Origin of the sequence: Paenibacillus xanthanilyticus, assembly GCF_042682185.1 — a bacterium.
GTDB lineage: Bacteria > Bacillota > Bacilli > Paenibacillales > Paenibacillaceae > Paenibacillus_Z > Paenibacillus_Z xanthanilyticus.
On sequence record NZ_JBHUHA010000001.1, the window covers coordinates 3,066,995 to 3,090,128 of the forward strand.

At 59.1% G+C, this 23,134-nt stretch carries 24 protein-coding genes; 6 read left to right on the forward strand and 18 right to left on the reverse strand.

Going from position 1 to position 23,134, the window contains the following annotated elements:
• Positions 1–3 precede the first annotated feature (3 nt).
• From ACFSKT_RS12935 to ACFSKT_RS12945, 3 genes are read left to right on the forward strand one after another with little or no spacing between them, the layout of a single operon-like run.
• A complete protein-coding gene (locus ACFSKT_RS12935; RefSeq protein WP_377721414.1) occupies positions 4–1,146 on the forward strand; it encodes a YheC/YheD family endospore coat-associated protein in 1,143 nt (380 codons plus the stop codon).
• Between the two features lie 26 nt (positions 1,147–1,172).
• On the forward strand, positions 1,173–1,613 hold the full coding sequence (locus ACFSKT_RS12940; protein ID WP_377721415.1) for a GNAT family N-acetyltransferase: 441 nt from the start codon (positions 1,173–1,175) through the stop codon (positions 1,611–1,613).
• A gap of 16 nt (positions 1,614–1,629) precedes the next feature.
• Positions 1,630–2,787, forward strand: a complete 1,158-nt coding sequence (locus ACFSKT_RS12945) for a YheC/YheD family endospore coat-associated protein (protein ID WP_377721416.1) — start codon at positions 1,630–1,632, stop codon at positions 2,785–2,787.
• Between the two features lie 54 nt (positions 2,788–2,841).
• Here the strand turns inward: ACFSKT_RS12945 and ACFSKT_RS12950 are convergent, their stop codons facing one another.
• Both ACFSKT_RS12950 and ACFSKT_RS12955 read right to left on the reverse strand, forming a co-directional pair.
• Positions 2,842–3,513 (reverse strand): HAD family hydrolase, encoded by a 672-nt coding sequence (locus ACFSKT_RS12950; RefSeq protein ID WP_377721417.1) that lies wholly within the window; start codon positions 3,511–3,513, stop codon positions 2,842–2,844.
• 219 nt (positions 3,514–3,732) lie between these two features.
• Entirely contained in the window at positions 3,733–4,872 is a 1,140-nt protein-coding gene (locus ACFSKT_RS12955; protein ID WP_377721418.1) for a phosphodiester glycosidase family protein, read from the reverse strand.
• 227 nt (positions 4,873–5,099) lie between these two features.
• Here ACFSKT_RS12955 and ACFSKT_RS12960 point away from each other — a divergent pair, with 227 nt between their 5' ends.
• On the forward strand, positions 5,100–5,420 hold the full coding sequence (locus ACFSKT_RS12960; RefSeq protein WP_377721419.1) for a hypothetical protein: 321 nt from the start codon (positions 5,100–5,102) through the stop codon (positions 5,418–5,420).
• A gap of 76 nt (positions 5,421–5,496) precedes the next feature.
• Here ACFSKT_RS12960 and ACFSKT_RS12965 read toward each other — a convergent pair whose 3' ends face one another.
• The 11 genes from ACFSKT_RS12965 to moaA form a co-directional block, all read right to left on the reverse strand.
• Entirely contained in the window at positions 5,497–6,066 is a 570-nt protein-coding gene (locus tag ACFSKT_RS12965; RefSeq protein ID WP_377721420.1) for a manganese catalase family protein, read from the reverse strand.
• Positions 6,067–6,120: 54 nt separating this feature from the next.
• Positions 6,121–6,387, reverse strand: a complete 267-nt coding sequence (locus ACFSKT_RS12970; protein WP_377721421.1) for a spore coat protein CotJB — start codon at positions 6,385–6,387, stop codon at positions 6,121–6,123.
• Positions 6,384–6,614, reverse strand: a complete 231-nt coding sequence (locus tag ACFSKT_RS12975; RefSeq protein WP_377721422.1) for a spore coat associated protein CotJA — start codon at positions 6,612–6,614, stop codon at positions 6,384–6,386. The genes ACFSKT_RS12970 and ACFSKT_RS12975 overlap by 4 nt, the downstream gene beginning before the upstream one ends.
• Before the next feature lie 206 nt (positions 6,615–6,820).
• Positions 6,821–7,855, reverse strand: a complete 1,035-nt coding sequence (ytvI, locus tag ACFSKT_RS12980) for a sporulation integral membrane protein YtvI (RefSeq protein WP_377721423.1) — start codon at positions 7,853–7,855, stop codon at positions 6,821–6,823.
• A gap of 20 nt (positions 7,856–7,875) precedes the next feature.
• Positions 7,876–9,186: a hemolysin family protein gene (locus ACFSKT_RS12985; RefSeq protein WP_377721975.1), complete on the reverse strand. Its 1,311-nt coding sequence runs from the start codon at positions 9,184–9,186 to the stop codon at positions 7,876–7,878.
• Positions 9,187–9,270: 84 nt separating this feature from the next.
• Complete coding sequence (gene yfkAB, locus ACFSKT_RS12990; protein WP_377721424.1) at positions 9,271–10,404, reverse strand: radical SAM/CxCxxxxC motif protein YfkAB; 1,134 nt, start codon at positions 10,402–10,404, stop codon at positions 9,271–9,273.
• 208 nt (positions 10,405–10,612) lie between these two features.
• On the reverse strand, positions 10,613–11,707 hold the full coding sequence (locus tag ACFSKT_RS12995) for an HD-GYP domain-containing protein (RefSeq protein WP_377721425.1): 1,095 nt from the start codon (positions 11,705–11,707) through the stop codon (positions 10,613–10,615).
• A 139-nt stretch (positions 11,708–11,846) separates the two neighbouring features.
• Positions 11,847–12,692 carry an undecaprenyl-diphosphate phosphatase gene (locus tag ACFSKT_RS13000; protein ID WP_377721426.1) on the reverse strand — a complete coding sequence of 282 codons (846 nt, stop codon included), beginning with the start codon at positions 12,690–12,692 and terminating at the stop codon, positions 11,847–11,849.
• Positions 12,693–12,726: 34 nt separating this feature from the next.
• The gene (locus tag ACFSKT_RS13005; RefSeq protein WP_377721427.1) at positions 12,727–14,184 is read right to left on the reverse strand and encodes a bifunctional metallophosphatase/5'-nucleotidase; all 1,458 of its coding nucleotides are present in this window, start codon (positions 14,182–14,184) and stop codon (positions 12,727–12,729) included.
• A 21-nt stretch (positions 14,185–14,205) separates the two neighbouring features.
• A complete protein-coding gene (locus ACFSKT_RS13010; protein ID WP_377721428.1) occupies positions 14,206–14,676 on the reverse strand; it encodes a molybdopterin-binding protein in 471 nt (156 codons plus the stop codon).
• Positions 14,677–14,708: 32 nt separating this feature from the next.
• A complete protein-coding gene (moaA, locus tag ACFSKT_RS13015) occupies positions 14,709–15,710 on the reverse strand; it encodes a GTP 3',8-cyclase MoaA (RefSeq protein ID WP_377721429.1) in 1,002 nt (333 codons plus the stop codon).
• A gap of 103 nt (positions 15,711–15,813) precedes the next feature.
• Between moaA and ACFSKT_RS13020 the strand changes: the two genes are divergently transcribed.
• On the forward strand, positions 15,814–16,548 hold the full coding sequence (locus ACFSKT_RS13020) for a molybdenum cofactor biosynthesis protein (protein ID WP_377721430.1): 735 nt from the start codon (positions 15,814–15,816) through the stop codon (positions 16,546–16,548).
• Positions 16,549–16,630: 82 nt separating this feature from the next.
• A complete protein-coding gene (locus ACFSKT_RS13025; RefSeq protein ID WP_377721431.1) occupies positions 16,631–17,707 on the forward strand; it encodes a ThiF family adenylyltransferase in 1,077 nt (358 codons plus the stop codon).
• A gap of 97 nt (positions 17,708–17,804) precedes the next feature.
• On the opposite strand, the gene sufB is transcribed toward ACFSKT_RS13025, so the two are convergent.
• From sufB to sufC, 5 genes are read right to left on the reverse strand one after another with little or no spacing between them, the layout of a single operon-like run.
• Positions 17,805–19,202, reverse strand: a complete 1,398-nt coding sequence (sufB, locus tag ACFSKT_RS13030) for a Fe-S cluster assembly protein SufB (protein ID WP_377495820.1) — start codon at positions 19,200–19,202, stop codon at positions 17,805–17,807.
• Between the two features lie 42 nt (positions 19,203–19,244).
• Positions 19,245–19,667 (reverse strand): Fe-S cluster assembly sulfur transfer protein SufU, encoded by a 423-nt coding sequence (gene sufU, locus ACFSKT_RS13035; RefSeq protein ID WP_377721432.1) that lies wholly within the window; start codon positions 19,665–19,667, stop codon positions 19,245–19,247.
• Positions 19,654–20,880, reverse strand: coding sequence for a cysteine desulfurase (locus ACFSKT_RS13040; protein ID WP_377721433.1), 1,227 nt, complete (start codon positions 20,878–20,880; stop codon positions 19,654–19,656). The genes sufU and ACFSKT_RS13040 overlap by 14 nt, the downstream gene beginning before the upstream one ends.
• Positions 20,877–22,184 (reverse strand): Fe-S cluster assembly protein SufD, encoded by a 1,308-nt coding sequence (gene sufD / locus ACFSKT_RS13045; protein ID WP_377721434.1) that lies wholly within the window; start codon positions 22,182–22,184, stop codon positions 20,877–20,879. The genes ACFSKT_RS13040 and sufD overlap by 4 nt, the downstream gene beginning before the upstream one ends.
• A 19-nt stretch (positions 22,185–22,203) precedes the next feature.
• Complete coding sequence (gene sufC / locus ACFSKT_RS13050) at positions 22,204–22,983, reverse strand: Fe-S cluster assembly ATPase SufC (protein ID WP_377495812.1); 780 nt, start codon at positions 22,981–22,983, stop codon at positions 22,204–22,206.
• Positions 22,984–23,134 lie beyond the last annotated feature (151 nt).

The window sequence follows — 23,134 nt, forward strand, 5'->3', positions numbered from 1 at the left end:
CCGATGGAGCTTGAACTCCAGGAGGCCGGGGAGGCGGCGGAAATCTTGGGCAGGCAGCCCGTGCTCGCCATCCTGACGATCGAGGACGACATCCAGCTGTTCCGGGGCAATCGGAGCAACTTCGCGGATTTGATCCGCGCCGGCCGCGAGCATGGCTTTCTCGTCTACGTCGTCACGGTGAAACAATTGAAGCTGACGCGCCGGCAGCTGAACGGGTTTACGTACCATGAGAAGACCGATACGTGGATCGCGCATACGTTTCCGTTTCCCGATTTGATCTACAACCGGATCCCCCTCCGCGAGGACGAACTGCAGCCCTCTGTCAGACGAAAGCTCGAAGCATGCTTGAATCATCCGGGCGTCCATCTGTTCAACCCGCAATTCTTTAACAAATGGACGCTCTTCAAATGGCTGCGCGAGGCACCCGCTACCCGTCCCTATATCCCGTCGACACGCCGGATGATTAGCCGTGAAGCGCTCAGCGACATGATGCGGGAGCACCCCTATCTCTACTTGAAGCCAGTCAGCGGGAAAGCCGGCAAAGGGATTATGACAATCAAGGTCCGACCCGAGAAGACGCTGCCCTTCCGGCTGCAGATCCAGGCCAAGCGAAAGAGCATCACCTACAATTGCGATACGATCGGCAAACTTTGGACGCGGGTGAAACGAGAAAGCGCGGGAGAACGCTATATCGCGCAGCAAGGCATTCCGCTCGCCTCGTTCCAAACTCGCCGCTTCGATCTGCGCGTCCTTGCGCAGAAAAACATCCGCGGGCAATGGGACATTACCGGCATCGGCGCGCGCGTCGCCGGTTCACTCAGCATTACGACGCATGTCCCGCGCGGGGGAAGCATCGAGGACCCCGAGAAGCTGCTCGTCAGCGTATTTGGCCAAGAAGAGGCGCGTAGGATTTATACGAGAGCCAAACAAGCGGCGCTGGTCATCGCCAAGCAAATCGAACGCGGCGCGGGCATGAACCATGCCGAGATGTCGATGGATCTGGGCATCGACCAGTCCGGCAGCATCTGGTTCTTCGAAGCCAACGCGAAGCCGATGAAATTCGATGAGCCGGACATTCGGAAGCAGTCGCTCGACCGGATCTTCCAATACGGCCGTTACCTGATTCGCGCCGGCGGCAAGCGATAGGCTCGAGTGAAAAGGAGGCGGTAGAGATGAAGGTGCTGCTGCTCGCGCCCGAGCGCTGGGCGCCCATTCTGGCGAAGCTGGTCGCCTTCGCCGGACGCCATGGCGATAAGCGGATCACCGCCTCCGCCATCGCCAAGCTTCGCGCGCTCGATCCCGAAGAAGACGTAGATGCCGGCATCGCCGTCGCTACCGAGGACGGCGAGCTGGCGGGCTTCGCCTTTGCGCTTGCGCAGGGCGAGCGCGCCTGCATCGTCGTCGTGCGCGACGATCTGCGCGGGCGCGGCATTGGCTGCGCCCTGCTTCGCGCGCTGTGCGTACGGTACGGGCGCCTGTCCTGCACGGTCGCGGCCGACAACGCCTCCAGCATGCAGATGTGCTTCAAGGCCGGGATGACCGCGGTCGCGCTGCAGCGCGGGCCGACCGGCAAGCCGACGCTGCGCTTCGAGTACGGCCGTTCGCGCAATTGACCCAAGGAGGATTCCCATGGCCCAACCCGTGCTCGGTATATTGACCCTCTATCTCAACGACGCCGGTCTGTTGGAAGAACGGCCCGTCTATAGAAAAATGACGCTAGCCGGACAGCAGCTGGGGCTGGACGTATTCGTCTTTACGCCAGATGACGTCAACTACAAGACAAACCGCATTCATGCGCATATTTACAACCCTGAGCAAAAGGCGTGGCATCGCGAGTGGCGCGCGTTTCCGAATCTGATCTACGACCGCTGCCGCATTCAGCGCAGTCCCCGGTTCGAGCGGCTTCAGGTGTTCCGTAAGCAATACGGGCACCTGACCTTCCTGAACCGGATGCTTCGCAACAAGTGGACGGTTTACCGGACGCTGCGGCTGGAGAGCCGGTTTCGCGAACAATTGCCGGAAACCCGGTTGTACGAGGGACAAAGCGATCTGTCGAAGCTGATTCGCAAATACCCGCTTGTCTACCTGAAGCCGATTAACGGCACCGGCGGGCGCGGCATACTCCGCATCGAGAAGCAGAAGGACGGCACGTATCTGATCCAGGGCCGGGAGCACAACCGGAAGATCATCCGGCCGCAGCGCGTGCCGCTCTCTTCGCTGCACGGGCGGCTCGCGTCTTGGGACCTGAAAGGAAACCGCTATCTCGTGCAGCAGGGCATCCAGCTCAAGCTGGCCAGCGGCCGCGTGCATGACTATCGCATGCTCGTCCAGAAGGACGGCAGCGGCGTATGGACGGTGACCGGCTGCGCGGGGCGCATCGGTCCTTCCGGCAGCATTACCTCGAATCTGCATGGCGGCGGCGAGGCGGTTCCGATGACCGACTTGATGCGGCAGTGGATCAAGGACGAGGCGACCGAAGAGACGGCCAAAGCGGCGGCCGAGAGGTTCAGCCTCGAAGTCGCGGCCCATCTGGAAGCGTCGTACGGCCGGCTCTGCGAGCTCGCCCTCGACTTGGCCATCGACAAGAGGGGACATATATGGCTGATCGAGGTCAATCCGAAGCCGGCCCGCGAAGTGTTCAAACAAATCGGCGACAAAGATACGTACCAGAAAGCGGTCACGCGTCCGCTCGAGTTCGCCTTATGGCTGTATGAGCAGAAACAGCAGCGCAAAGCTTCGGCAGCCGCCCTTAAACGTCACAACGGCAAAAAAACCGGTTCTCGTTGAGAACCGGTTTTTCGCTGTTTTCGGCAGGGCTGCCGGGCGAAGCGAGGAAAGCCGCTAGAGCGTCAGCAGCTCGCGGAAATCGCGGATCAGCACGTCGGCGCCGGACAACTCGTCCGGCCGGCCGTAGACCGCGTACGCGCAGCCGATGACGGGCAGGCCGTTGCCTTTGCCCGCTTCCACGTCGGAGGAGCGGTCGCCGACCATCCACGCGGATTCAAGGCCATGGTCCTGGAGCAGCCGTGCGACCAGGTCCACCTTCGTCGCCGTCTTGTACTCGCCGGCGCTGTAGACGCCGTCGAACAGCTCCAGGATGCCTTGATGCTCCGCGACGCCCTTCACATAATGCTCGAGACCGTTGCTCGCGACGAACAGCTTGCGGCCGCGCGCCTTGAGCTCGCGCAGCACGTCCGCGACATGCGGATAGAGCGAGCCCTCTCCGGCCTCCAATCCTTCCAGCTCATACTGAAGCATGAGGACGTCTGCGCGCAGACGGGCCGCCTCCGTGCTGCCCGGCATCAGGTTCTTCCATATGTCCTCAAGCAGCATGCCCAGGCAGCCAAGCAGCTTCTCCACCGGCGGCGTCGGTTCCAGGTAGAGTCCTTCCTCGCGCAGCGTATCGAAGATTCGCTCGTGCACGCCGCGCAGCAGCGTGTCGGTCTCGAACAGCGTGCCGTCCATATCGAAAATAAGCGCCTGCGGCTCCGGCAGGCGTGGCGTTTGCTCCATGGTATGCTTCTCCCCTTTCATATCTGCACCTATGATACTGGAAAGGGGTGGGGGACGCAATGCGAATGCAGGGAGCGGTGCTTACCATTAGGCGAATGCCATGCTTCCGATCGGGAGCGCTTGGCATTCACCATTAGATAAACGCCCCCTCCCAATGGGGAGGCTTTGGTCGTTTACCATTAGGCGAATGCCATGCTTCCGATCGGGAGCGCTTGGCATTCACCATTTACCCGCATCAATGTCCCCCGGCCGAAGTCCCGCCCACACGTTCGGCATATCGACCGACTCGGGATCGTCGAAGACCAGGAACGCGGTCGGCAGGTAGCGGCCCTCTTCGCTCTTGGTAGACGGACGGTTTAACACCTTGTCGTCCTTGACGAGCACGGTGGACGAGCCGCCGTCGAGGTTGGCCGCGATGACGGCGCCATGCTCGAGCATAATACTTTGCACGTCGTACAGGTTCGCGCCGATGCTGTGCCCCGGCTGGCGGCCGTCGATGACGACGAAGATGATCGCCCCATCCGCTCGCTGGCCCATCGCCGTGCGAGGCGCAATGCCCCACCCGTCCTTGGCGTTCTTGATGAGCTCTTTGCCATTGACGATGAGCCGCGGCTGGAACGAGACCGCTTCGCGCACGTTCAAGTCTTTCATCTCCTGCAGCGTGTAACGGCCCGCGATCATTTTGCCGTTGTAGTCGAGCCCGACGATCTGCGTCGTCGTTTTCTTGCCCAAGTCGCTGTAGAAGATTTCGCCGCGCGAGATGACGACGCCGATCGGCTGGAACCCGTTGCCCTGCCAATTCGGGTCCGCGAACCCGCCCGCGTTGACCCCGGCGACCGCGCCCGTACGCTCGACCATGCTGCGCACCCGCTCTCCCCGACCCTGCTTGGCCGGTACGCCGAGGCGGATCTTCGTCGGGTCGTTCACGATCATGACATGACCCTTGAAGCCTGTTCCGGAGATCTCCTCGATCTCGACGAGCGGCTTTGTCACGGTATCCGCTACCGTCTCCGCCACCGCGGGCCGCACGATTTCATGCGTGTCCACCTCGACCCCCATCTGCTCCTCGACCGCTTTTTTCTCCGCGACCCGCTTGTCCAGCTCGGCTTGCCCGATGATATATTTCGCCCAATGCCGATGCTGCGTGATGATAAGCGAATCGGCGGCCAAATACCGTAAATTAGTGCCGGACGGCGTTAGAAACAACCATCCGAGGCCCGATGCCGCGACCAGCATTAGGAAGGTCGCAACGTATAAGAAAACTTTAATCGACCGGCGTTTGCGCATGCGGCGCTGCATGCTTTTCGCCTGCATGGCGGCTTGCGCGCGCGTTCCCGCCGGAGGGAGTTGTGCTGCCATCTTCGTGCTTCCCCGCTTTCCATCGTCGTGCTTTAGCTACATCCTAGACGACGGGGAGCTCGCGAAGGTTTCACCGCGCGACCAAGCTCGAAAGCATGTCCAATTGTTACAGACCGGCGAACTTTGCGGCCGCGTTCAAAAAACGTTCATTCCCCTCGGCTTTGCGGCGGTTTCCCTTGTGCTACGATAAGGGCAACCAAACGGAAATCCGGAGAGGAGCCATCCTTGTGTTAGATAAAGCGAAGGTCTATTATGAAGCGCGCACCACGTACTACTCCGTCGTCCTCGTCGTCAACGTGATCGCCATGGCGGCCCTCACGTCGCTTGCGATGGCTCATTTCATCGTGTTCGTCGCCAGCCTGCTCGTCTATTCGTACGGCTTGCGCCACGCGCTCGTCGCCGAGCTGACGGCCTCGCTCGATCATCCGGTTCGCGGGGCCCATCGTCCTCGCTCCGTTATGCAATGGAAGCGCACGGCCGTGCTTTGGTTCTCGCTGCTCTACACCGTGACGCTGACGGGGCTCACGCTCGCCATGTCAACCAACTAAATCCACGACAAACAGGGACCGCGGCGCAAATCCGGATGGATAAGCGCGGGCGCTCCCTGTTTTTTTGCATCTAACGCTAGAACACCTTCTTCGCGTCCCGGTCCGCCTTAATGATCTCCACCGCTTCCTTGAACCGCATCGCATGTACGACTTCCCGCTCCCGCAAAAATTTCAGCCCGTCCTGCAGGTCCACGTCGTCGGTCATGTCGATCAGCCACTGGTACGTCGCCCGCGCTTTCTCTTCCGCCGCGATATCCTCGTAAAGGTCGGCCAGCGGATCGCCTTTGGCCTGAATATAGGCCGCCGTCCACGGCACGCCTTCCGCGTTCACATAGAACATCGCATGGTCACGCTGCGCGTAGTTCGCGCCGAGTCCCGCCGCTTCCAGCTGCTCGACCGTCGCGTCCTTCGTCAGCTTGTAGATCATCGTCGCGATCATCTCGAGGTGTGCGAATTCCTCGGTCCCGATATCGTTCAGCAGCCCGATCACTTTATCCGGGATCGTATACCGCTGGTTTAAGTAGCGCAGCGCGGCGGCGAGCTCGCCGTCGGCGCCGCCGTACTGCTCAAGCAGAAATTTCGCCATGCGCGGATCGCATTTGCTCACCCTTACCGGATATTGCAGCTTTTTTTCGTATACCCACATGCGTCTCTTCTGCCTCCTTTAAGTACGATCCCGTCTCGATTCGAACTAGACCGCTTATACCTGCCAAGGCCAAGGACTTTCCGACCACTGCCACGGGAACTTGGAATAGCTGTGTCCGAAATGCATGAGCGGCCCGTATTGGAGCTCATATTGATACGCGCATTGCTGCCGCTTCTGGGCCAGCTGGTTATACTGCGTTACCGCCTGCATGTCGTTGGGATGGGTGTCCAAGTACAGGGTCAATTCGACGAGGGCAAAATCCAGCTGCTGAAGCTCAAGAAGCTTCGCATAATAGTTCGCGTCCAGCTGCTTCTCGCTCATGGCCTCGGTCCTCCCGTCGCGCATTTGGATTCATACGGACTGAACAGCGCAGGCCACAGCGTGCCGAGCTTTAAGGCCTGATCGAGCGGGAATTGCGGCAAGTTCATCGGTTGATATGGAATATACTGATTCGGCGGCACGACGTACGTCTTAACAATGATCGGCGGACACGGATCGAACGGCCCGACGAACGGATACCACTCGCGAAGCTGATTGTTGGCGCTCACCGTTAAACCTCCTCTGGGGTGCAGACTCCATCCTCGCTCATGTATATGCGGCGCCGGTAGCTTTCTTGTTCGTTTTTTCGGCAATTTCCCGGGTAATAAGACAGGTTTGTCCAGCGCCGCCGTCGGCGCCTCTTACTCATTGCCTTTGCGCAATGCAAAAAAAGCCTGCATCCGCTTACGCGAATGCAGGCTTTGACGATCGGACGTCAGTCCAGTTTGATTTTCGTTTGGAACAATCCCGCCTTCCGCGCCGCCATGTAGACGATGACGACGAGCGGTCCGAGAAACACGCCGATCACCCCGACGAGCTTAAACCCGACATACAAACTAATGAGCGCCGGCAGCGCCCCGATCCCGACCGCGTCGCCCAGCACCTTCGGCTCGACGATCCGGCGGAAGACGGTGATGACGACGAACAGAATGAGCAAGCCCGCTCCCTCGAAGCTATGGTTGGTCAGGAGCAGATAGCCCGCCCACGGCACGAGCACCGATCCGGTCCCGAGAATCGGCAGAATGTCGACGATCACGACGAGCAGCGCGATGGCAAGCGGGTATTTGAGCCCCAGAATTAGCAGGCCGATCAACGTGATCACATAGGTCATCGCGCTCAGAATGAGCTGCGAGCGGATAAACCCGAGCACCGATTTGCGCAAATTCTCAAGCACCTGTTCCACCTGGCCCCGCGAGCGTTCGTCGAAAATGGAAAGGAACGACGACTTGAGCGACGGGAGGCTGAATGCGAACAAGTACACCGCGACGAGAAAGACGATAAAGAATATAAACATGCCCGGAATACCTTTGGCGAAGCCGACGAACGAGTGCGAGATGTTCGCCACCACGTTCACCAGCGAGTTGGACAATCCTTTAAGCGTGCTCTCTAGTTGACTCGCCGCATCCGGCGGCATGTGAGCGTACAGTTCTTTGGCACTGTCGATCGTCGTTTGGATGTACGTGTTCGCTTCGCCGACCACCCGCGGCGCTTTGTCCCAGAACGCGATCACTTCCGCGAACAGCTTGACGCCGATGCCGATGAACAAGCCGATCAGCAGGACGGTGAACAGCGTGCACGAGATAACGGCCGCCGCCAGACGATTCAACCGGAATTTCCCCATGAACAACCGGTTGAGCGGCTCTAAGAAGATTGCCACCAGCAAGGCAAGCAGGAAAGGCGCGCCCACCGTGAACAGGAGGTAAAGAAAAATGAGTCCTGCCGCGGCGGTCAATACTTGTTTCAAGGACATTGGTCCGGTTCCCCCTCTATCTATCTCCCCAATCCCTCTGATTCACCCGAGGGAGCTTCTACGACCCGAAGCTTCGGCTGCTTGTAAATATGTACGCGGAGCACGCGCAGCTTAACACTTTCGGCTACTTCGAAAATATAACCGTCGTGAATGATTTTCTTCCCCTTGACCGGATTGCCTTCCAGCTTCGTGAACAGCCATCCGCCAATCGTGTCGACGTCCTCGTCTTCGATATGCAGCTCGAACATCCCGTTGACGTCTTCGATCAGCGTCCGGCCATCCACCGACGTCACCTCGCCGCTGACGACGATGCTCGGTCCTTCGGTATCGAACTCATCATGGATTTCCCCGACGATTTCCTCCAAGATCAGCTCGGTCGTCAGCATCCCCGCCGTGCCGCCGTATTCGTCAACCACGATGGCGAGCTGGGAATGCTTGCGCTGCATCATTTTCAACACATGGCTGATCTCCATCGATTCCGGCACGTTCAGAATCGGCCGGACGAATTTCTCGAGCTCGTGATCTTCGTCCGGATCGGCCATTAACAAGTCCGTAATATGGACAAATCCGATAATCTGATCCTTGTCGTCGACGCACACCGGAAACCGGGTATGCTTCTTCTCGTAGACCAGCTTCATGTTCTCGGCGAACGGCATCTCCGTATTGAGGCAGTCCATATCCGTGCGCGGCAGCATGACCTCGCGGGCCAGCCGGTCCGAGAATTCGAATATATTATCGAACAGCGTCATCTCGTCCTTATCGATGATACCGCTCTTGGTGCTTTGGTCCATCAGAATGCGGATCTCTTCCTCCGTATGCGCGGAATCATGCTCGCTGGCGGGCGCGATGCCGACCCAGCGCAGCAGCCGGTTCGCGGTTCCGTTCAGGACGAAGATGGCCGGGAGGAACAGCCGATAGAACCAGAGCAGCGGAACGGACAGCCACAGCGAGGTCTCCTCCGACTTGCGGATCGCCAGCGACTTGGGCGCGAGCTCCCCGAGCACGATGTGGAGGAACGTAATGACCACGAAGCCGATGATAACCGATACAGTCGTTATCAGTCCTTCATCCGACATGCCCAGCCGATAAAAGAGCGGTTCCACGATCAGCTCCGAAATCGCCGGCTCCCCGACCCACCCTAATCCAAGCGAGGCGAGCGTGATGCCAAGCTGCGTCGCGGACAAATAGGCGTCGAGCTTGCCGTTCACTTTGAGCGCGTAACGGGCGCGGGCGTTGCCTTCGCTTGCCAGTTGCTTCAGCCGCGTCGAACGCACTTTGACGAGCGCGAATTCGGCAGCGACGAACAGCCCGTTAAGCACGACGAGCAACATGACGAGCAGCAGATTGAATACGATAGGTCCGAGATGAAATTCGGTATGCACGGCCGTAAATCCGCTCCTCTCTCCCGCCTTTTCTTAATACATAACCGCCCGGCGCTTCGTGAAATCGACGTCCTTATAATACATGTCCTTCACGAGCAGGTTCGGTCCGCAGCAGGAAGCTTGCGGGCAATGGCAGCCGACGCTTGCCGCGAGGGAATCGCCGAGCCAGCGGTCGAACAGGTCGCCCAGCCGGTCGCGCTGCACGTTACCGAAGGAAGGCACGTCAGCGAAGTCGGTCACGAATACGTCGCCCGTGAACAAATTGACGTTCAGGCGGTTGCGGCCGTCCGGATCGTTGCGCACGGTGACGTTCGGCTCCGACGCCAGCCGCCGCAGCAGCTCACGGTCCGCCTCGTTGTCGCTGCAATGGAAGAAGGGAAGCGTGCCGAAGAGCATCCAGACCGACGTGTCGCGATGATCCAGCAGATCGGTGATCGCCCGGCGCATATCCTCGCCGCTGAGCACCGGCAAATTCGCCGCGAACGCGCTCGGATACATCGGGTGCACTTCGTGGCGCTGGCAGCCCATTTCCATGATTAGTTTGTGAATCTCGACTATTTTCGTATGCGTCCGATAGTTAATCATCGACTCCGCGGAGACGAGCAGTCCGCCTTCGGTCAGCCGCCGCGTGTTGTCGATCATCCGCTCGTACATCCGCGCCGCCGCCTCCCGCGGAACCGGATGGCCGCTCTTGGCGAATCCGACCTCGTGGAAATCGTCCGCGTTCGTGTAATTGAACGAGATATGCATGACGTCCAAATAAGGCGCGATCGCTTCGTAGCGGCCGTAGTCGAGCGTCACGTTCGAATTGATCTGGGAGCGAACGCCCCGGCTGCGGGCGTATTTCAAGAGCGGGATGATATACTCGCGAACGGTACGGTCCGCGAACGACGGCTCGCCGCCGGTTATGCTGATCGTCTGCAGATGCTCCACTTCGTCCAGCCGGCGCAGCATCAGATCCAACGGCAGCTTCTCCGGTTCGCGGAGCACGAGCGTATCGCCGACCGCGCAGTGCTCGCAGCGCATATTGCACAGGTTCGATACCGTCATCTCGACGCTCGTCAGACGATGCCGGCCGTAGCGGTTCAAGGACGTAATCGGGTCCCATGGATCGTTCTGCGGGGATAAGGGAAAGAATGCGTCTTGTACATTCGATAAAACTTTCATCACGTGTCAACACCTTAACAATTGAATTGTAGCGTTTATGAAACCAGATTGGAATTATACGACTTTCAACGCCCGTGTATAATACCCTTTATTGTAATGTTCGCCAACCCAGCTTGCAATCTTTTGCGAGGCATAACCAGACGGTTGCGCCGTCCTTTATTCAGAAAAAAAGGGCCGTTGCCGGCCCCCTCATCCTTGCGATGTTCAATTAGTCGTGGTCAAACGACATGCCTACGCGCACGATCATGCAGCTGAGCTCGCGCGACAGGTCTATTTCGTACGGCGCTTGGACCGGCTGTCCGTCCGGGTCATATAGAATACGAATTGTTGGCCGGTGCGGAACGATCGGGTTAAGCTTGGCGACGACGCCCGCTTCGCCGGTCCCCAGCTTGACGGTGACGCCGATCGGATAGATCGCCACGTGATCCCGGAAACGCTGCAGCATTCGCTGCTCGTACAACGTGCCGGAGCCGGCGTACAGCCCTTCCATCGCTTCATGGGGCAGCATCGGATCGCGGTATACGCGCGTCGTCGTCATGGCGTCGTACGAATCGACGAGACCGATCCATTTGGCGTATTCGTGGATTTGGTCGCCGGTGATCCCCCTTGGATACCCGCTGCCGTTCAGCCGCTCGTGATGCTGGAAGGCGCAGTGCGCCGCCAGCAGCGGAATGTTCGGTTCGTCCTTGAGCAGCAGATAGCCTCGCTCGGCATGCCGCTTCATCTCCTCGTACTCTTCCCCGCTGAGGGAGCCCGGTTTCTTCAGCACGCCCATGCTGATCTGAGTCTTGCCGACGTCGTGCAGCATCGCACCCAGACCGAGCGTCATCAATTCGTCCCGGGTATAACCGTTCGCGATGCCCAGCATCGTGGAATAGACGCAGACGTTCAACGAATGCTGGAATAAATAGTCGTCGACGACGCCCATGTTCATCAGCATGATGAGCGCATCCTGCTGAGCGAGCAGATCGTCGAGCACCAGGTTCATCACGTCTCGAAATGGTCTGGATATATATGGGTAAGGGGTGTTCTTCTGGTTGGCTGTCATCAGGCTTTGAAATTGCTTGCGAATCGTGCCAAGCGCCTTCTGCCTCGTCTCGTCGCTGATCATGTCCGGCACGACCAGATCCGCCGTTCGCGAATCCTCGATATAGACGAAGGAAACGCCGTGATCCGATAAGCGGCTGATCAATTTCGCGGTCAGCTCTACATGCTCCGCCAGCAGCACGAGTCCTTCTTCGGAATAGATTTTCTTCGCCAGCCTCATGCCGGGTACGCAATGGGTGATCGATAATAGTCGCATCGGATAGCTCGGCCTTCCTTCATCTTTCCCTATAGGAAATTCGACATTTTTCGTCGCATCGTCGTAATGATAATGTAAGGGATAATCCGAAAAAGAGCAAGACGCAGGCTTCTTTTCGACAATTTGTTCGATTTTTCGACTACATCACGAAGATCCAGAACAACGCGGCGAGGATGAACCGGTAGATGGCAAAATGTTTGAGCTTGACGCGCTGAATGTACCGAAGGAAGAGGACAATGACCGCCCAGGCGACGAGGAATGAAGCGACGAAGCCGACGAGGAAGAACGGCAAGTTCTCGCCTTGTATGAATTTGTAATTCTCCAGCAGCTCGTAGCCGGTTGCGGCCGCCATGATCGGGATCGCCATGATGAATGAGAAATCGGCCGCGGCGCGGTAGGATGCCCCGACGAGCATCCCGCCGGCGATCGTGGAGCCCGAACGGGAATAGCCCGGCCAGAGAGAGAGACACTGCAATAAGCCGATCAGGAAGGCCTGCTTGTAAGACAAGTCGTCCAGCGTGGCCGAGACGGTCGCGATCTTGCCCCGCTCCACGAGCGACTCCGCTGCCCACATGTAAATGCCGCCGACGACGAGCGCGAACAGAACCGGAAGCTGGTTGAAGCCGTCTTCTTTAATGATATCCCGCAGCATGAAAGCGAGCAGCAGCGGCGGCACGATTCCTAGCGTGATGTGGATCAAATTCAGCCTGCGGGAGGATCGTCTCCCGGCTGCGGACAGCTTGCCGATGACTTCGGTGCGGCGCGACAAGCCCAGCAGATTGGCAATCCTCGCGCGGTACACGATCGCCATCGCCAATATCGCCGCCAGTTGAATGATGATCTCGAACGTAATGATGCGTTGATCGTCCGGCGTATAGCCGAGCAGCTTGTTCGTCAGAATCATGTGGCCCGACGAGGACACGGGCAGAAACTCCGTCAGCCCTTCCACGATGGCCAATATAACCGCGTTGATCAGCTCTCCCATAAACGTCCAAGACACTTCCCTTCACGAGATAGAGTCAAAGCACGCCCGGCTCGGCGGTCCATCGCGGACGCAGGCAGTCCTTCAGCGCTTCCTCGCTCTGCAGCTGGAGCGCCAGCACGCCGCGAATGAACTCGGGCAAATAATAGCGCACCTCGGTGCCGAGTTTGATGGATTCGTAGCCGGCACCGAACGTAAACATGTCGATCGTGCCCACGGTATAGGCGCGGTCGAGGTCGAACGGATGCCCGTCGCTCAGCGTGATCCGCGTTATTTTGTTGTAATCCGGCGCGGACGGATCCCAACGGATGTCAAGTCCGTCTACCGCCAGCATGCCTAACACGAGTCCGCGGAACCCGAACCCTTTGATCGGTTTGTCGATGAACGCGTCCAGCAGCGACTCCTCGAGTGCGCGCAGGAGCGCCCTGCCGGAGAGCGCCATCGAGCATGGATTAATCGGCGAAGGGCATAGCGCATGGATTTGGCCTTCGGTCACCTCGCCGGCAGACAGACCGCCCAGCAGCTGGCCCGCGTTGACCAGTCCGATCTCCGTACCGGTCCACCGGCGCAAGCCGTAGGCAAGCAAATTGCACAGCGGCGATTCCTGGTCCGGTCGCGCCGGCAGCGGTTCGCGCAGCTCCGCAACAACACGGCCAAGCCGATGCTTGCCCGATTCCAGATAACGCGCCGTTACCGCGGCGGCCGGCTCGTATTCCTCCAGCGCCGACATCGGCACGCATTCCGCATGAACGCGAGGCTGGCGAGTCATCGGGTCGAGTCCCACCTCCACCCGCCCCACGTACTCGCCAAACTTGCCGGCCGCGCAAACGTATGTATGTCCGTATACTTCAGGTTGTTCCAATAGATGATGGGTATGAGCGCCCAAAATAAGATCGATGCCTTCGAGTTCCGCCGCGATCCGGCGATCATATAGAATGCCCAGATGCGACAGCAGCACGACGACGTCGGCATGCGGACGCAGCGCTTCCACTTCCTCGCGGATCGCGTCCATCGGCTCCGCCACGTCCCAATCCAGCAGCCGATAGAACTCCGTATACGCCGCCGTCGCGCCGATCAAGCCGAAACGAATGCCGCCTCTCGTCATGATGGTGCTCGGCTTCATCCAAGACGGCCGCTGCGTCTCTCCGCGGCGCTTCAAGTTGGCGCACAGCGTCAGAAAGCTCGTGCCGCCACCGTAGGCGCGCTCCAACTGGTCCGCCGTCAATGTCAAACCTTCGTTGTTGCCCAGTGTGACCGCATCGTAACCGGCAGCGTGCAGGAGCGCGATATTCGCCTCCCCGTCGCTGCCCTCCGTTTCGAGCCGAGCCCGGTCCATGTGATCTCCGATATCTAACGCGAGCACCTGTTCTTCGCCGTACCGAAGGCGGGTTTGATGGATATAGGATGCAATTTTCGCGGCGTTCTCGAGCCGACTATGAATATCGTTGCTGTGCAGCAGAACGACCGCGGAATGGGTAGGATTCGTTTCGTTCATGCCAGCCTCCGTACGTGAATGTTATCGTTTCTTCAGCATCTCCTGCGGCGAAAACGTGTTTTTGAAGCCATACGAGGCTTCGTCCTGCTCTTGTTCAAGACGCAGAAAACGGCAGACGACGACGCTTTTCACGTTCAAGCACTCGCTAGATCCGTTCGGCGTGTACAGCCGGACCGGTCCTCCCTTGGCGAGCGGCTTGCCGTCCTGCGCGAATTGAAATGCCGCGTCACGCAGCTGCGCCCAGGGAATTACCGCTTCGAACGAATCCGCCGCTTCCACCTTCAGATGCGTCGGGCGCGGATTCGCTTCCGTCAACCCTTGCGCCGCCCGCCATGCCTCGTACCATGCGGCGAAATCGAACGCTTCGCCCGCGCCGCCCTCCACCCGGTCCCGAAGCGCGAACGCACTACCGGCCAGCGCGGCCATCTCGTCCGGCGCGGTCAGCGCCGCCTCAACGCCTTCATGTTCGATCCGAATTCGTAGTTCCGACATCCGTTAATCTCCTCTCCCTGCCGATGGCGCGATTATCCGCCGATCTGCGACATCCTTCTGGCGGTCGGCTCATGACTCAATTCTTGGTTGGCGAGCTTGGCCGCCATCTCGTGGTTCAGCGGCTTCAAATCCAGCGCTCGCATGAACAGCGCGTGCATCGCCTCCGGATCGCCCAGCGCCGGCTTCACGTTCAACTCGTCGACCCAATACAAGCACGGCTTCAGACCACCGTCCGAGGTCAACCGAAGCCGGTTGCAATTTTTGCAGAAGTGGTCGCTGATCGGATGGATGAGCCCGAACGATCCGACCCCTCCCTCGATCAAGTAATCTTCCGACGGGCCATTGCCCTTGATATCGTTCTTGGGGCTAACCGCGAAGCCGGCTTCCTCCGCGATCTCGAGCACCCGCGACAGGGGAAGATAATGCTTGCGCCAGCCTTCGTCGGCATGTCCGATCGGCATGTATTCAATGAAGCGCACATGCAGCGGCTGCTCCGCGCTCATACGCAAGAACGACAGAATCTCGTCCTCGTTCACGCCCTTCAGCAGCACGCAGTTCAGTTTGATCGGCGAGAACCCGACGCGCGCGGCCGCTTCGATCCCGTCCATGACACGCCGCAGATCGCCTCGGCGGGCAATGAATTTGAAGCGCGTCGGATCCAGCGTATCCAAGCTGATGTTGACCCGGTTGACGCCGGCATCGCGAAGCGCTTGCGCCTGCTGCGCCAGCAGCACGCCGTTGGTCGTCAGCGAAATATCCCGAATGCCATCGATGGCGGAAAGCCTCGCGATCAGGCTGCTCAGGTCGGGGCGGACGAGCGGCTCTCCGCCCGTGATCCGCAGCTTCGTAATGCCCAGCTTCGCGGCGGTTTCGACCACCTCCACGATGGCATCGTAACTAAGCAAGTCCGAAGATGGCGCGAATTCAACGCCTTCTTCAGGCATGCAATATAAGCAACGCAAATTACAGCGGTCGGTAACGGAGATGCGCAAATAATCATGCACCCGTCCAAAACGATCGGTCAAAGTTTGCACGGCGGCACTCTCCTTTCATTAGGTCCTACTAGCATAACATTTTTACGGGGATTATGGTATGCTAGATGAACATGAAACCAACGGTAATGAGAGGTTTTCTGCCATGACAATCGAATGGAAACTGCACCTATTTGCGGGTCTCGCCGACCGGTTCGGCGCGCCCGTTATCACCCTTGCGCTAGAAGAAGATCATTTGGCGGTCCACCAGTTCAAAGCCGCGCTGGCGCGGAACTTCCCGGAACACGAGGCACTGATCGGGATCTCGTTCGTCGCCTGCAACCAAGCCTATGCGGCAGATGGACAAATCATTCGGGCATCCGATGAACTTGCCCTGCTGCCGCCGGTATCCGGCGGCGAAGACGCGATGGACGACGCCGAGGCGCAAGCCACCGATGCGCCGCGTTATGCGATTACCTACGACCCGCTCTCCGTCGAGGCGGTCACGAACCTCGTCATCGCGCCCGGCAACGGCGCGGCGCTTACGTTCACGGGCACGACGAGAGAGTGGACGCATGGGGTGCGCACCGTCCGGCTCGAGTACGAAGCTTACGTGCCGATGGCGCTGAAGACGCTGGAGCAGATCGGCGACGAGATCGCCGAGCGATGGCCGGGAACGCTGTCCGCCATCTACCACCGTCTCGGCGTGGTTGATATCGCGGAGATCAGCGTCATCATCGCGGTCTCCGCCCCTCATCGCGATACGTGCTACGAAGCAAGCCGCTACGCGATCGAGCGGTTGAAGCAGATCGTGCCGATCTGGAAACGCGAAATTTGGGAAGACGGCTCCGAATGGAAGGGCCATCAGCTTGGCCCTTGGGATCCGACGGCAGCGCTGTAACACGTCCGATAAGCTAACCCTGCCCTTCCAACATGCACGTAAACATCTCACTTTATTCCGCAGTATGGAGGAGACATCCCGCATGACCGAACATCAACTTGCAGCCTCCGGACGGCCAACCGATGAGCAGCGTTACGCCCGTCAGATCCGTTACGCGCCGATCGGCTCGGATGGCCAAGCCCGACTTGGCGCCAGCCGGGCGGCCATCGTCGGACTCGGCGCGCTGGGCTCCGTCGCCGCCCAGCATCTGGCGCGCGCAGGGGTCGGCTTCATCCGCCTTATCGACCGCGACGTGCTGGAGTGGAGCAACCTGCAGCGTCAGGTGCTCTATACGGAAGACGACGTCGCGCGCATGCTGCCCAAAGCGGAAGCGGCTGCCGCTCGGCTTCAAGCGGTGAACAGCTCCATCGTTCTCGAGCCCGTCATCGCCGACGTCACCGGCTTGAACGCGGAAGCGCTGCTTGGCGATGTCGACATCATTATCGACGGGTCCGACAACTTCTCCGTGCGGTACCTCATCAACGACGTCAGTCTGAAGCACGGCATACCGTGGATCTACGGCGGCGTGGTCGGCGCGACCGGCATGTCGATGAACTTCCACCCGGGCGAGGGCAAGCTGCCCTGCTTCCGCTGCCTATTCCCGGCGCCGCCCGCGACGGGCGCCGTGGATACGTGCGATACGGCCGGCGTCCTCGCGCCGGCCGTCGACGTCGTCGCCTCGCTGCAGGCAGCCGAAGCGCTGAAGCTGCTGAGCGGCAACCGCGCCGCGATGCGCGGCACGCTGCTGCAGCTCGATCTCTGGTATCACCAGTGGATGCCGCTGCAAGTCGGCAGTTCGCGCCGGGACGATTGCCCGGCATGCGGGCATCAGCAGTATGATTATCTCGAGCAGCGTCATGCCGAGCCTGCCGCTGCCGCGCTGTGCGGACGCGCCACGGTCCAGATTACGCCGGCTGACGGCGCACAGCCCGTCTCCTTGGGCGAGCTTGAGAAGCGGCTCGTCCGAATCGGCGAGGTGGAACGGAATCCGTTCCTGCTTCGCTTTCGCCGGGACGAAGAAATCGTCGTGGTCTTATTCGCCGACGGTCGCGCGCTCATCCAAGGTACGGAAGATCCGTTAGTCGCCAGACGCGTCTATGCGGAGCTGTTCGGCGTCTAAGACGCCCTGAGGCATCGATATTGGCACTCAAACGTAAAAAACTCCGGTTCGCCGCCTTGGCGGTAACCGGAGTTTTTTGTATTCGAGAAGGCGGATCTTAACCGATCGAGCCTTCCATTTCGAATTTGATGAGACGGTTCATCTCGACCGCGTATTCCATCGGCAGCTCTTTGGTGAACGGCTCGATGAAGCCCATGACGATCATTTGCGTCGCTTCGTTCTCCGTCAGACCGCGGCTCATCAGATAGAAGAGCTGGTCCTCGGATACTTTGGAGACGGTCGCTTCATGCTCGAGCGTAATGTTGTCGTTCATGATTTCGTTGTACGGAATCGTGTCGGACGTCGATTGGTTATCGAGAATGAGCGTGTCGCACTTGATGTTCGCCTTGGAGCCTTCGGAGTTGCGGCCGAAGGATGCCAGACCGCGGTACGTAACCTTACCGCCGTGCTTACTGATCGATTTGGAGACGATCGTCGATGTCGTGTCCGGCGCCAGGTGAATCATTTTCGCGCCCGCGTCTTGGTGTTGGCCTTTGCCCGCTACCGCGATCGACAGAACCATGCCTTTCGCGCCGCGGCCTTTGAGCACGACCGCCGGGTATTTCATCGTCAGCTTGGAGCCGATGTTGCCGTCGACCCACTCCATCGTCGCGTTCTCTTCCGCAACCGCGCGCTTCGTCACGAGGTTGTAGATGTTCGGCGCCCAGTTCTGGATCGTCGTGTAACGCACGCGCGCGTTCTTCTTGCAGATGATCTCGACGACGGCGCTGTGCAGCGAGTTCGTGCTGTATACAGGAGCCGTACAGCCTTCAACGTAGTGCACGAAGCTGTCTTCGTCCGCGATAATGAGCGTGCGCTCGAATTGGCCCATGTTCTCCGAGTTGATCCGGAAGTAAGCTTGAAGCGGAATTTCGCACTTCACGCCTTTCGGAACATAGATGAAGCTGCCGCCCGACCATACCGCGCTGTTGAGCGCCGCGAACTTGTTGTCCGCCGGAGGAATGATCGTGCCGAAATATTCTTTGAAGATCTCCGGATGCTCGCGAAGCGCCGTGTCCGTGTCCATGAACAGCACGCCTTGCTTCTCCAGATCTTCCTGCATGTTGTGGTAGACGACCTCGGACTCGTACTGAGCCGATACGCCGGCGAGGAACTTCTGCTCCGCTTCCGGAATGCCGAGCTTATCGAACGTCTCTTTGATCTCTTGCGGTACTTCTTCCCACGTTTTGCCTTGCTTCTCGGACGGCTTGACGTAGTACTGGATATCGTTGAAATCGAGGTCGTCTAGCTCGCCGCCCCAACGAGGCATTGGCATTTTGAAGAACTGCTCCAACGATTTGAGACGGAATTCCAACATCCATTCCGGCTCGCCTTTCATTTCGGAAATCGTGCGAACGATCTCCGGCGTCAATCCTTTACCGGATTGGAATATCGCTTTATGCTCGTCGCGAAAGCCATACTTATACTCTTCCATTTCTGGCATGCTTTTAGCCATGGGTAAGCCTCCCTTTGTTTGATGCGCGCATCTCGTGCACGTTTACGATTGTTGTTCGACGCCCTTGCGGAGCGCATTCCAGGCGAGGGTGGCACATTTGATGCGCGCCGGGAATTTGCTGACGCCCGACAACGCTTCAATATCTTCGTTCTCGTCGAATTCGACGTCTTCGCCTTTGATGAAGGCGGAGAACTTCTCCGCCATTCCGAGCGCTTCGTCCAGCGTCCGGCCCTTGACCGCTTCGGTCATCATCGAGGCCGACGACATGCTGATCGAGCAGCCTTCGCCGGTGAACTTGGCTTGCTTCACGACGCCTTCCTCGACCTGCAGCTGCAGCTGAATGCGGTCGCCGCAGGTCGGGTTGTTCAAGTTGACGGTCACGGCGTCTTCTTCCAGCGTTCCGCGGTTGCGCGGGTTTTTGTAATGATCCATGATGACGCGGCGGTACAAATCATCCAATTGCATAACCGAAGAACTCCTTTGCGTGCCCGAGGGCGTCCACAAGCCGTTCAACGTCCTCTTCGGTATTATAGATATAAAAGCTCGCTCGCGCCGTGGCCGATACGTTCAGCCAGCGCATAAGCGGCTGCGCGCAATGGTGGCCGGCGCGGATCGCGACGCCGCGCGTATCCAGCACGGTGGCTACGTCATGCGGGTGAACGTCGTCCAGGTTGAACGTGATCAGACCTGCTCGATCATGAGCCGGACCGTAGATCGTAAGACCGTCGATCTCGCTCATGCGCTTATAGGCGTAAGCCGTCAGCGCATGCTCGTGACGCTCGACTTCGTCCATGCCGATCTCGTTCAGGAAGTCGATCGCCGCTCCGAGACCGACGGCGCCGGCAATGATCGGCGTGCCGCCTTCGAACTTGTACGGCAGCTCCTTCCACGTCGATTCGTACAGATCCACGTGGTCGATCATTTCGCCGCCGAATTCGACCGGCTCCATCCGCTCGAGCAATTCCTTCTTGCCATATAATGCGCCGATCCCCGTAGGCGCGCACATTTTGTGGCCGGAAAACGCATAGAAATCACAATCGAGATCGCGCACGTCGACGCGCTTATGCGGGGTGCTCTGCGCGCCGTCGACGACCATCTTCGCGCCGTGCTTGTGCGCGATCGCCGCGATTTCCTTGACCGGGTTAACCACGCCAAGCACATTCGAAACGTATACGACCGAGACGATCTTCGTCCGTTCCGTAATCGTCGCTTCCGCGTCTTCGATGCGGATGGACCCATCCGGCTGGAGCGGAATGTACTTGAGCGTCGCACCGGTCGCCTTCGCCACCTGCTGCCACGGAATCAGATTGCTGTGATGCTCCATCGGCGTCAGGACGATCTCGTCGCCCTCGCCGCATACCTCCCGGGCATAGCTGCTCGCCACGATATTCAGCGCCGTCGTTGTCCCCCGGGTGAAAATGATTTCCTGCGCGCTCGCCGCATTAATGAATGCGCGAACCTTCTCGCGTGCCCCTTCGTATGCGTCCGTTGCACGAGAGCCCAGCGTATGAACGCCGCGATGCACGTTGGCGTTGTCGAGTTCGTAGTAACGTGTGACCGCATCAATGACGGAACGCGGCTTCTGGGAAGATGCCGCGCTGTCCAAATAGACGAGCCGATGCCCGTTTATATCTTGATGCAGAATCGGGAACTGTTCCCGAATCGCCTCAATGTTCATGCCTCCAGCTTCCTTTCAAGAAGGGAACGGAGCTGCTCTTGTACCGCCTCGATCGGAATTTCCTCGACGACCGGCGCCAAGAAGCCGTTGATGATCAGACGCTCCGCTTCGCGCTTCGAGATCCCGCGGGACATCAGGTAATATACCTGCTCCGGGTTAACCTGACCTACGCTCGCCGCATGGCCCGCGGTTACATCGTCTTCGTCGATCAGCAGAATCGGGTTGGCGTCGCCGCGCGATTTCGGGCTGAGCATAAGCACCTTCTCCGTTTGCTCGCCGTTCGCTTTGGTCGCGCCCTTCTCGATCTTCGTCACGCCGTTGATGATTGCCGTCGCCGCGTCCTTCATGACCGCGCGCGTCACCATTTGGCTGTCCGAGCTGCGGCCTACGTGCACCGCGCCGGTCGTCAAGCTCATCTGCTGCTTGCCCGAGCCGATGCTGATCACCTTCGCGTCCGACGTCGAACCGTTGCCGCGAAGCAGGGAACGCGTGTCGGACAGCGTGTTGCCATCGTGCAGGTCGCCGACGATCCATTCGATGCGTCCGTCATTCTCGACGACCGCGCGGCGGAGCGACAGGTCGATGATGTTCTCGGACATATGGTGGATCGTCGCGAAACGGACATGGGCGCCCGGCTTCACGATGACTTCCACGACCGATTGCTTCACGAGCGTCGCCGCGGCGCCTTCGAAGGCGCTGCTGACGTTGTCCACGTACGTGACGCGGCTGTTGTTGTCCGCCACGACCAGAATATGCGGCGCGAACGTCGCTTCCGCGTCGTCGGCGAACAGCAGCGCTTGCAGCGGCAGCTCGACTTCGACGTTCTTCGGTACGTACAGGAACACGCCACCGTTCCAGATCGCCGAGTGCAGCGCCGTCAGTTTGTCTTCATCCTGCGCGACGGCCTTGAACAAATATTGTTGAACGAGATCGCCGTGCTCGCGCGCCGCCGTCTCGAGATCGGTGAAAATAACGCCTTTGCTTTGCAGCTCGGCCGACAGTTGCTTGAACACGATGCCGGAGTTGCGCTGCACGACGAAGCCCGCCGGGGTCTCGCCGCTCAGGTTGCGAACCGCTTCCGGCAGCTCGTCTGCCGAAGCGATGGCCGCTTGCGGCTTGTGTACGCCGACGGCCGTCAAATCCCAACGGTCGATCCGGACCTTCTCCGGTTTCGGCCATTCCAGTGTTTCCGATAGCTCCGCGCCTTGTCCGCGCAGCGCCGTGAGCCATGCCGGCTCGCCCTTGCTGCGGGAGAGCGCTTCGGCCGCTTCGCGGTTAACCGGAGTCGATAGTTGTGTGCTCATTTCGATACTCCTCCTCCGCTTAAGCCTGGCCGACCGTTTCGTCCACGATGCCCAGTTCTTCTTTAACCCAATCGTAACCTTCGTTCTCCAGACGCTCTGCCAGCTCCGGTCCGCCGGATTTGACGATGCGCCCTTGCATCATGACGTGAACGAAGTCCGGTTTGATGTAGTTCAGCAAACGCTGGTAGTGCGTGATGATCAGGAAGCCGCGGTCCTCGGAACGCATGCTGTTCACGCCGGCAGCGACGATTTTGAGGGCGTCGATGTCAAGGCCGGAGTCGATCTCGTCGAGCACGACGATTTTCGGATCGAGCAGCAGCATTTGGAGAATTTCGTTACGCTTCTTCTCACCGCCGGAGAAGCCTTCGTTCAGGTAACGGTGCGCGAACTCGGGGTTCATGTCGAGCTCTTTCATTTTGCCTTCCATTTGGCGGATGAATTTGATCAAGGAGATCTCGTTGCCTTCGCCGCGGCGCGCGTTGATGGCGCTGCGCAGGAAGTCGGAATTCGTCACGCCCGTGATTTCGCTCGGATACTGCATCGCGAGGAACAGGCCTGCGCGAGCGCGCTCGTCCGTTGCCATCTCAAGCAGGTCTTCGCCGTTCAGCGAAGCCGAACCGCCGGTTACTTCATATTTCGGATGCCCCATGAGCGCGGATGCGAGCGTACTTTTGCCCGTGCCGTTCGGTCCCATGATTGCATGGACTTCGCCGCCTTTGATTTCGAGGTTGATGCCTTTGAGAATTTCTTTATCTTCGATCGAAGCCGTCAAGCCGTCGATCACGAACTGCGTTGCCATATTGTAATACTCCCTCCGTTAGTCGGCTGTCACACTTAATGACAATTCCTTATTAATAATTATTCTAATCTGATTCTCAGTGATTATCAATCATTATTTTATTACAAGATTTTGTCTAAAGCAACTTGACACGCCGCCAAAGCCTGTCCGC

Excerpts from the sequence above, each read along its gene's own strand:
- yfkAB (WP_377721424.1), bottom strand. The coding sequence starts at position 10,404 with ATGAAAGTTTTATCGAATGTACAAGACGCATTCTTTCCCTTATCCCCG.
- sufD (WP_377721434.1), bottom strand. The coding sequence starts at position 22,184 with ATGAGCACACAACTATCGACTCCGGTTAACCGCGAAGCGGCCGAAGCG.
- ACFSKT_RS12995 (WP_377721425.1), bottom strand. The coding sequence starts at position 11,707 with ATGCGACTATTATCGATCACCCATTGCGTACCCGGCATGAGGCTGGCG.
- sufU (WP_377721432.1), bottom strand. The coding sequence starts at position 19,667 with ATGCAATTGGATGATTTGTACCGCCGCGTCATCATGGATCATTACAAA.
- ACFSKT_RS12950 (WP_377721417.1), bottom strand. The coding sequence starts at position 3,513 with ATGGAGCAAACGCCACGCCTGCCGGAGCCGCAGGCGCTTATTTTCGAT.
- ACFSKT_RS13000 (WP_377721426.1), bottom strand. The coding sequence starts at position 12,692 with ATGGGAGAGCTGATCAACGCGGTTATATTGGCCATCGTGGAAGGGCTG.
- ACFSKT_RS12970 (WP_377721421.1), bottom strand. The coding sequence starts at position 6,387 with ATGAGCGAGAAGCAGCTGGACGCGAACTATTATGCGAAGCTTCTTGAG.
- sufB (WP_377495820.1), bottom strand. The coding sequence starts at position 19,202 with ATGGCTAAAAGCATGCCAGAAATGGAAGAGTATAAGTATGGCTTTCGC.
- ACFSKT_RS13020 (WP_377721430.1), top strand. The coding sequence starts at position 15,814 with ATGACAATCGAATGGAAACTGCACCTATTTGCGGGTCTCGCCGACCGG.
- ACFSKT_RS12945 (WP_377721416.1), top strand. The coding sequence starts at position 1,630 with ATGGCCCAACCCGTGCTCGGTATATTGACCCTCTATCTCAACGACGCC.
- sufC (WP_377495812.1), bottom strand. The coding sequence starts at position 22,983 with ATGGCAACGCAGTTCGTGATCGACGGCTTGACGGCTTCGATCGAAGAT.
- ACFSKT_RS12935 (WP_377721414.1), top strand. The coding sequence starts at position 4 with ATGGAGCTTGAACTCCAGGAGGCCGGGGAGGCGGCGGAAATCTTGGGC.
- ACFSKT_RS12955 (WP_377721418.1), bottom strand. The coding sequence starts at position 4,872 with ATGGCAGCACAACTCCCTCCGGCGGGAACGCGCGCGCAAGCCGCCATG.
- ACFSKT_RS12940 (WP_377721415.1), top strand. The coding sequence starts at position 1,173 with ATGAAGGTGCTGCTGCTCGCGCCCGAGCGCTGGGCGCCCATTCTGGCG.
- ACFSKT_RS13025 (WP_377721431.1), top strand. The coding sequence starts at position 16,631 with ATGACCGAACATCAACTTGCAGCCTCCGGACGGCCAACCGATGAGCAG.
- ACFSKT_RS13040 (WP_377721433.1), bottom strand. The coding sequence starts at position 20,880 with ATGAACATTGAGGCGATTCGGGAACAGTTCCCGATTCTGCATCAAGAT.
- ACFSKT_RS12985 (WP_377721975.1), bottom strand. The coding sequence starts at position 9,186 with ATGTTGCTCGTCGTGCTTAACGGGCTGTTCGTCGCTGCCGAATTCGCG.
- ACFSKT_RS13005 (WP_377721427.1), bottom strand. The coding sequence starts at position 14,184 with ATGAACGAAACGAATCCTACCCATTCCGCGGTCGTTCTGCTGCACAGC.
- ytvI (WP_377721423.1), bottom strand. The coding sequence starts at position 7,855 with ATGTCCTTGAAACAAGTATTGACCGCCGCGGCAGGACTCATTTTTCTT.
- ACFSKT_RS12965 (WP_377721420.1), bottom strand. The coding sequence starts at position 6,066 with ATGTGGGTATACGAAAAAAAGCTGCAATATCCGGTAAGGGTGAGCAAA.
- ACFSKT_RS13010 (WP_377721428.1), bottom strand. The coding sequence starts at position 14,676 with ATGTCGGAACTACGAATTCGGATCGAACATGAAGGCGTTGAGGCGGCG.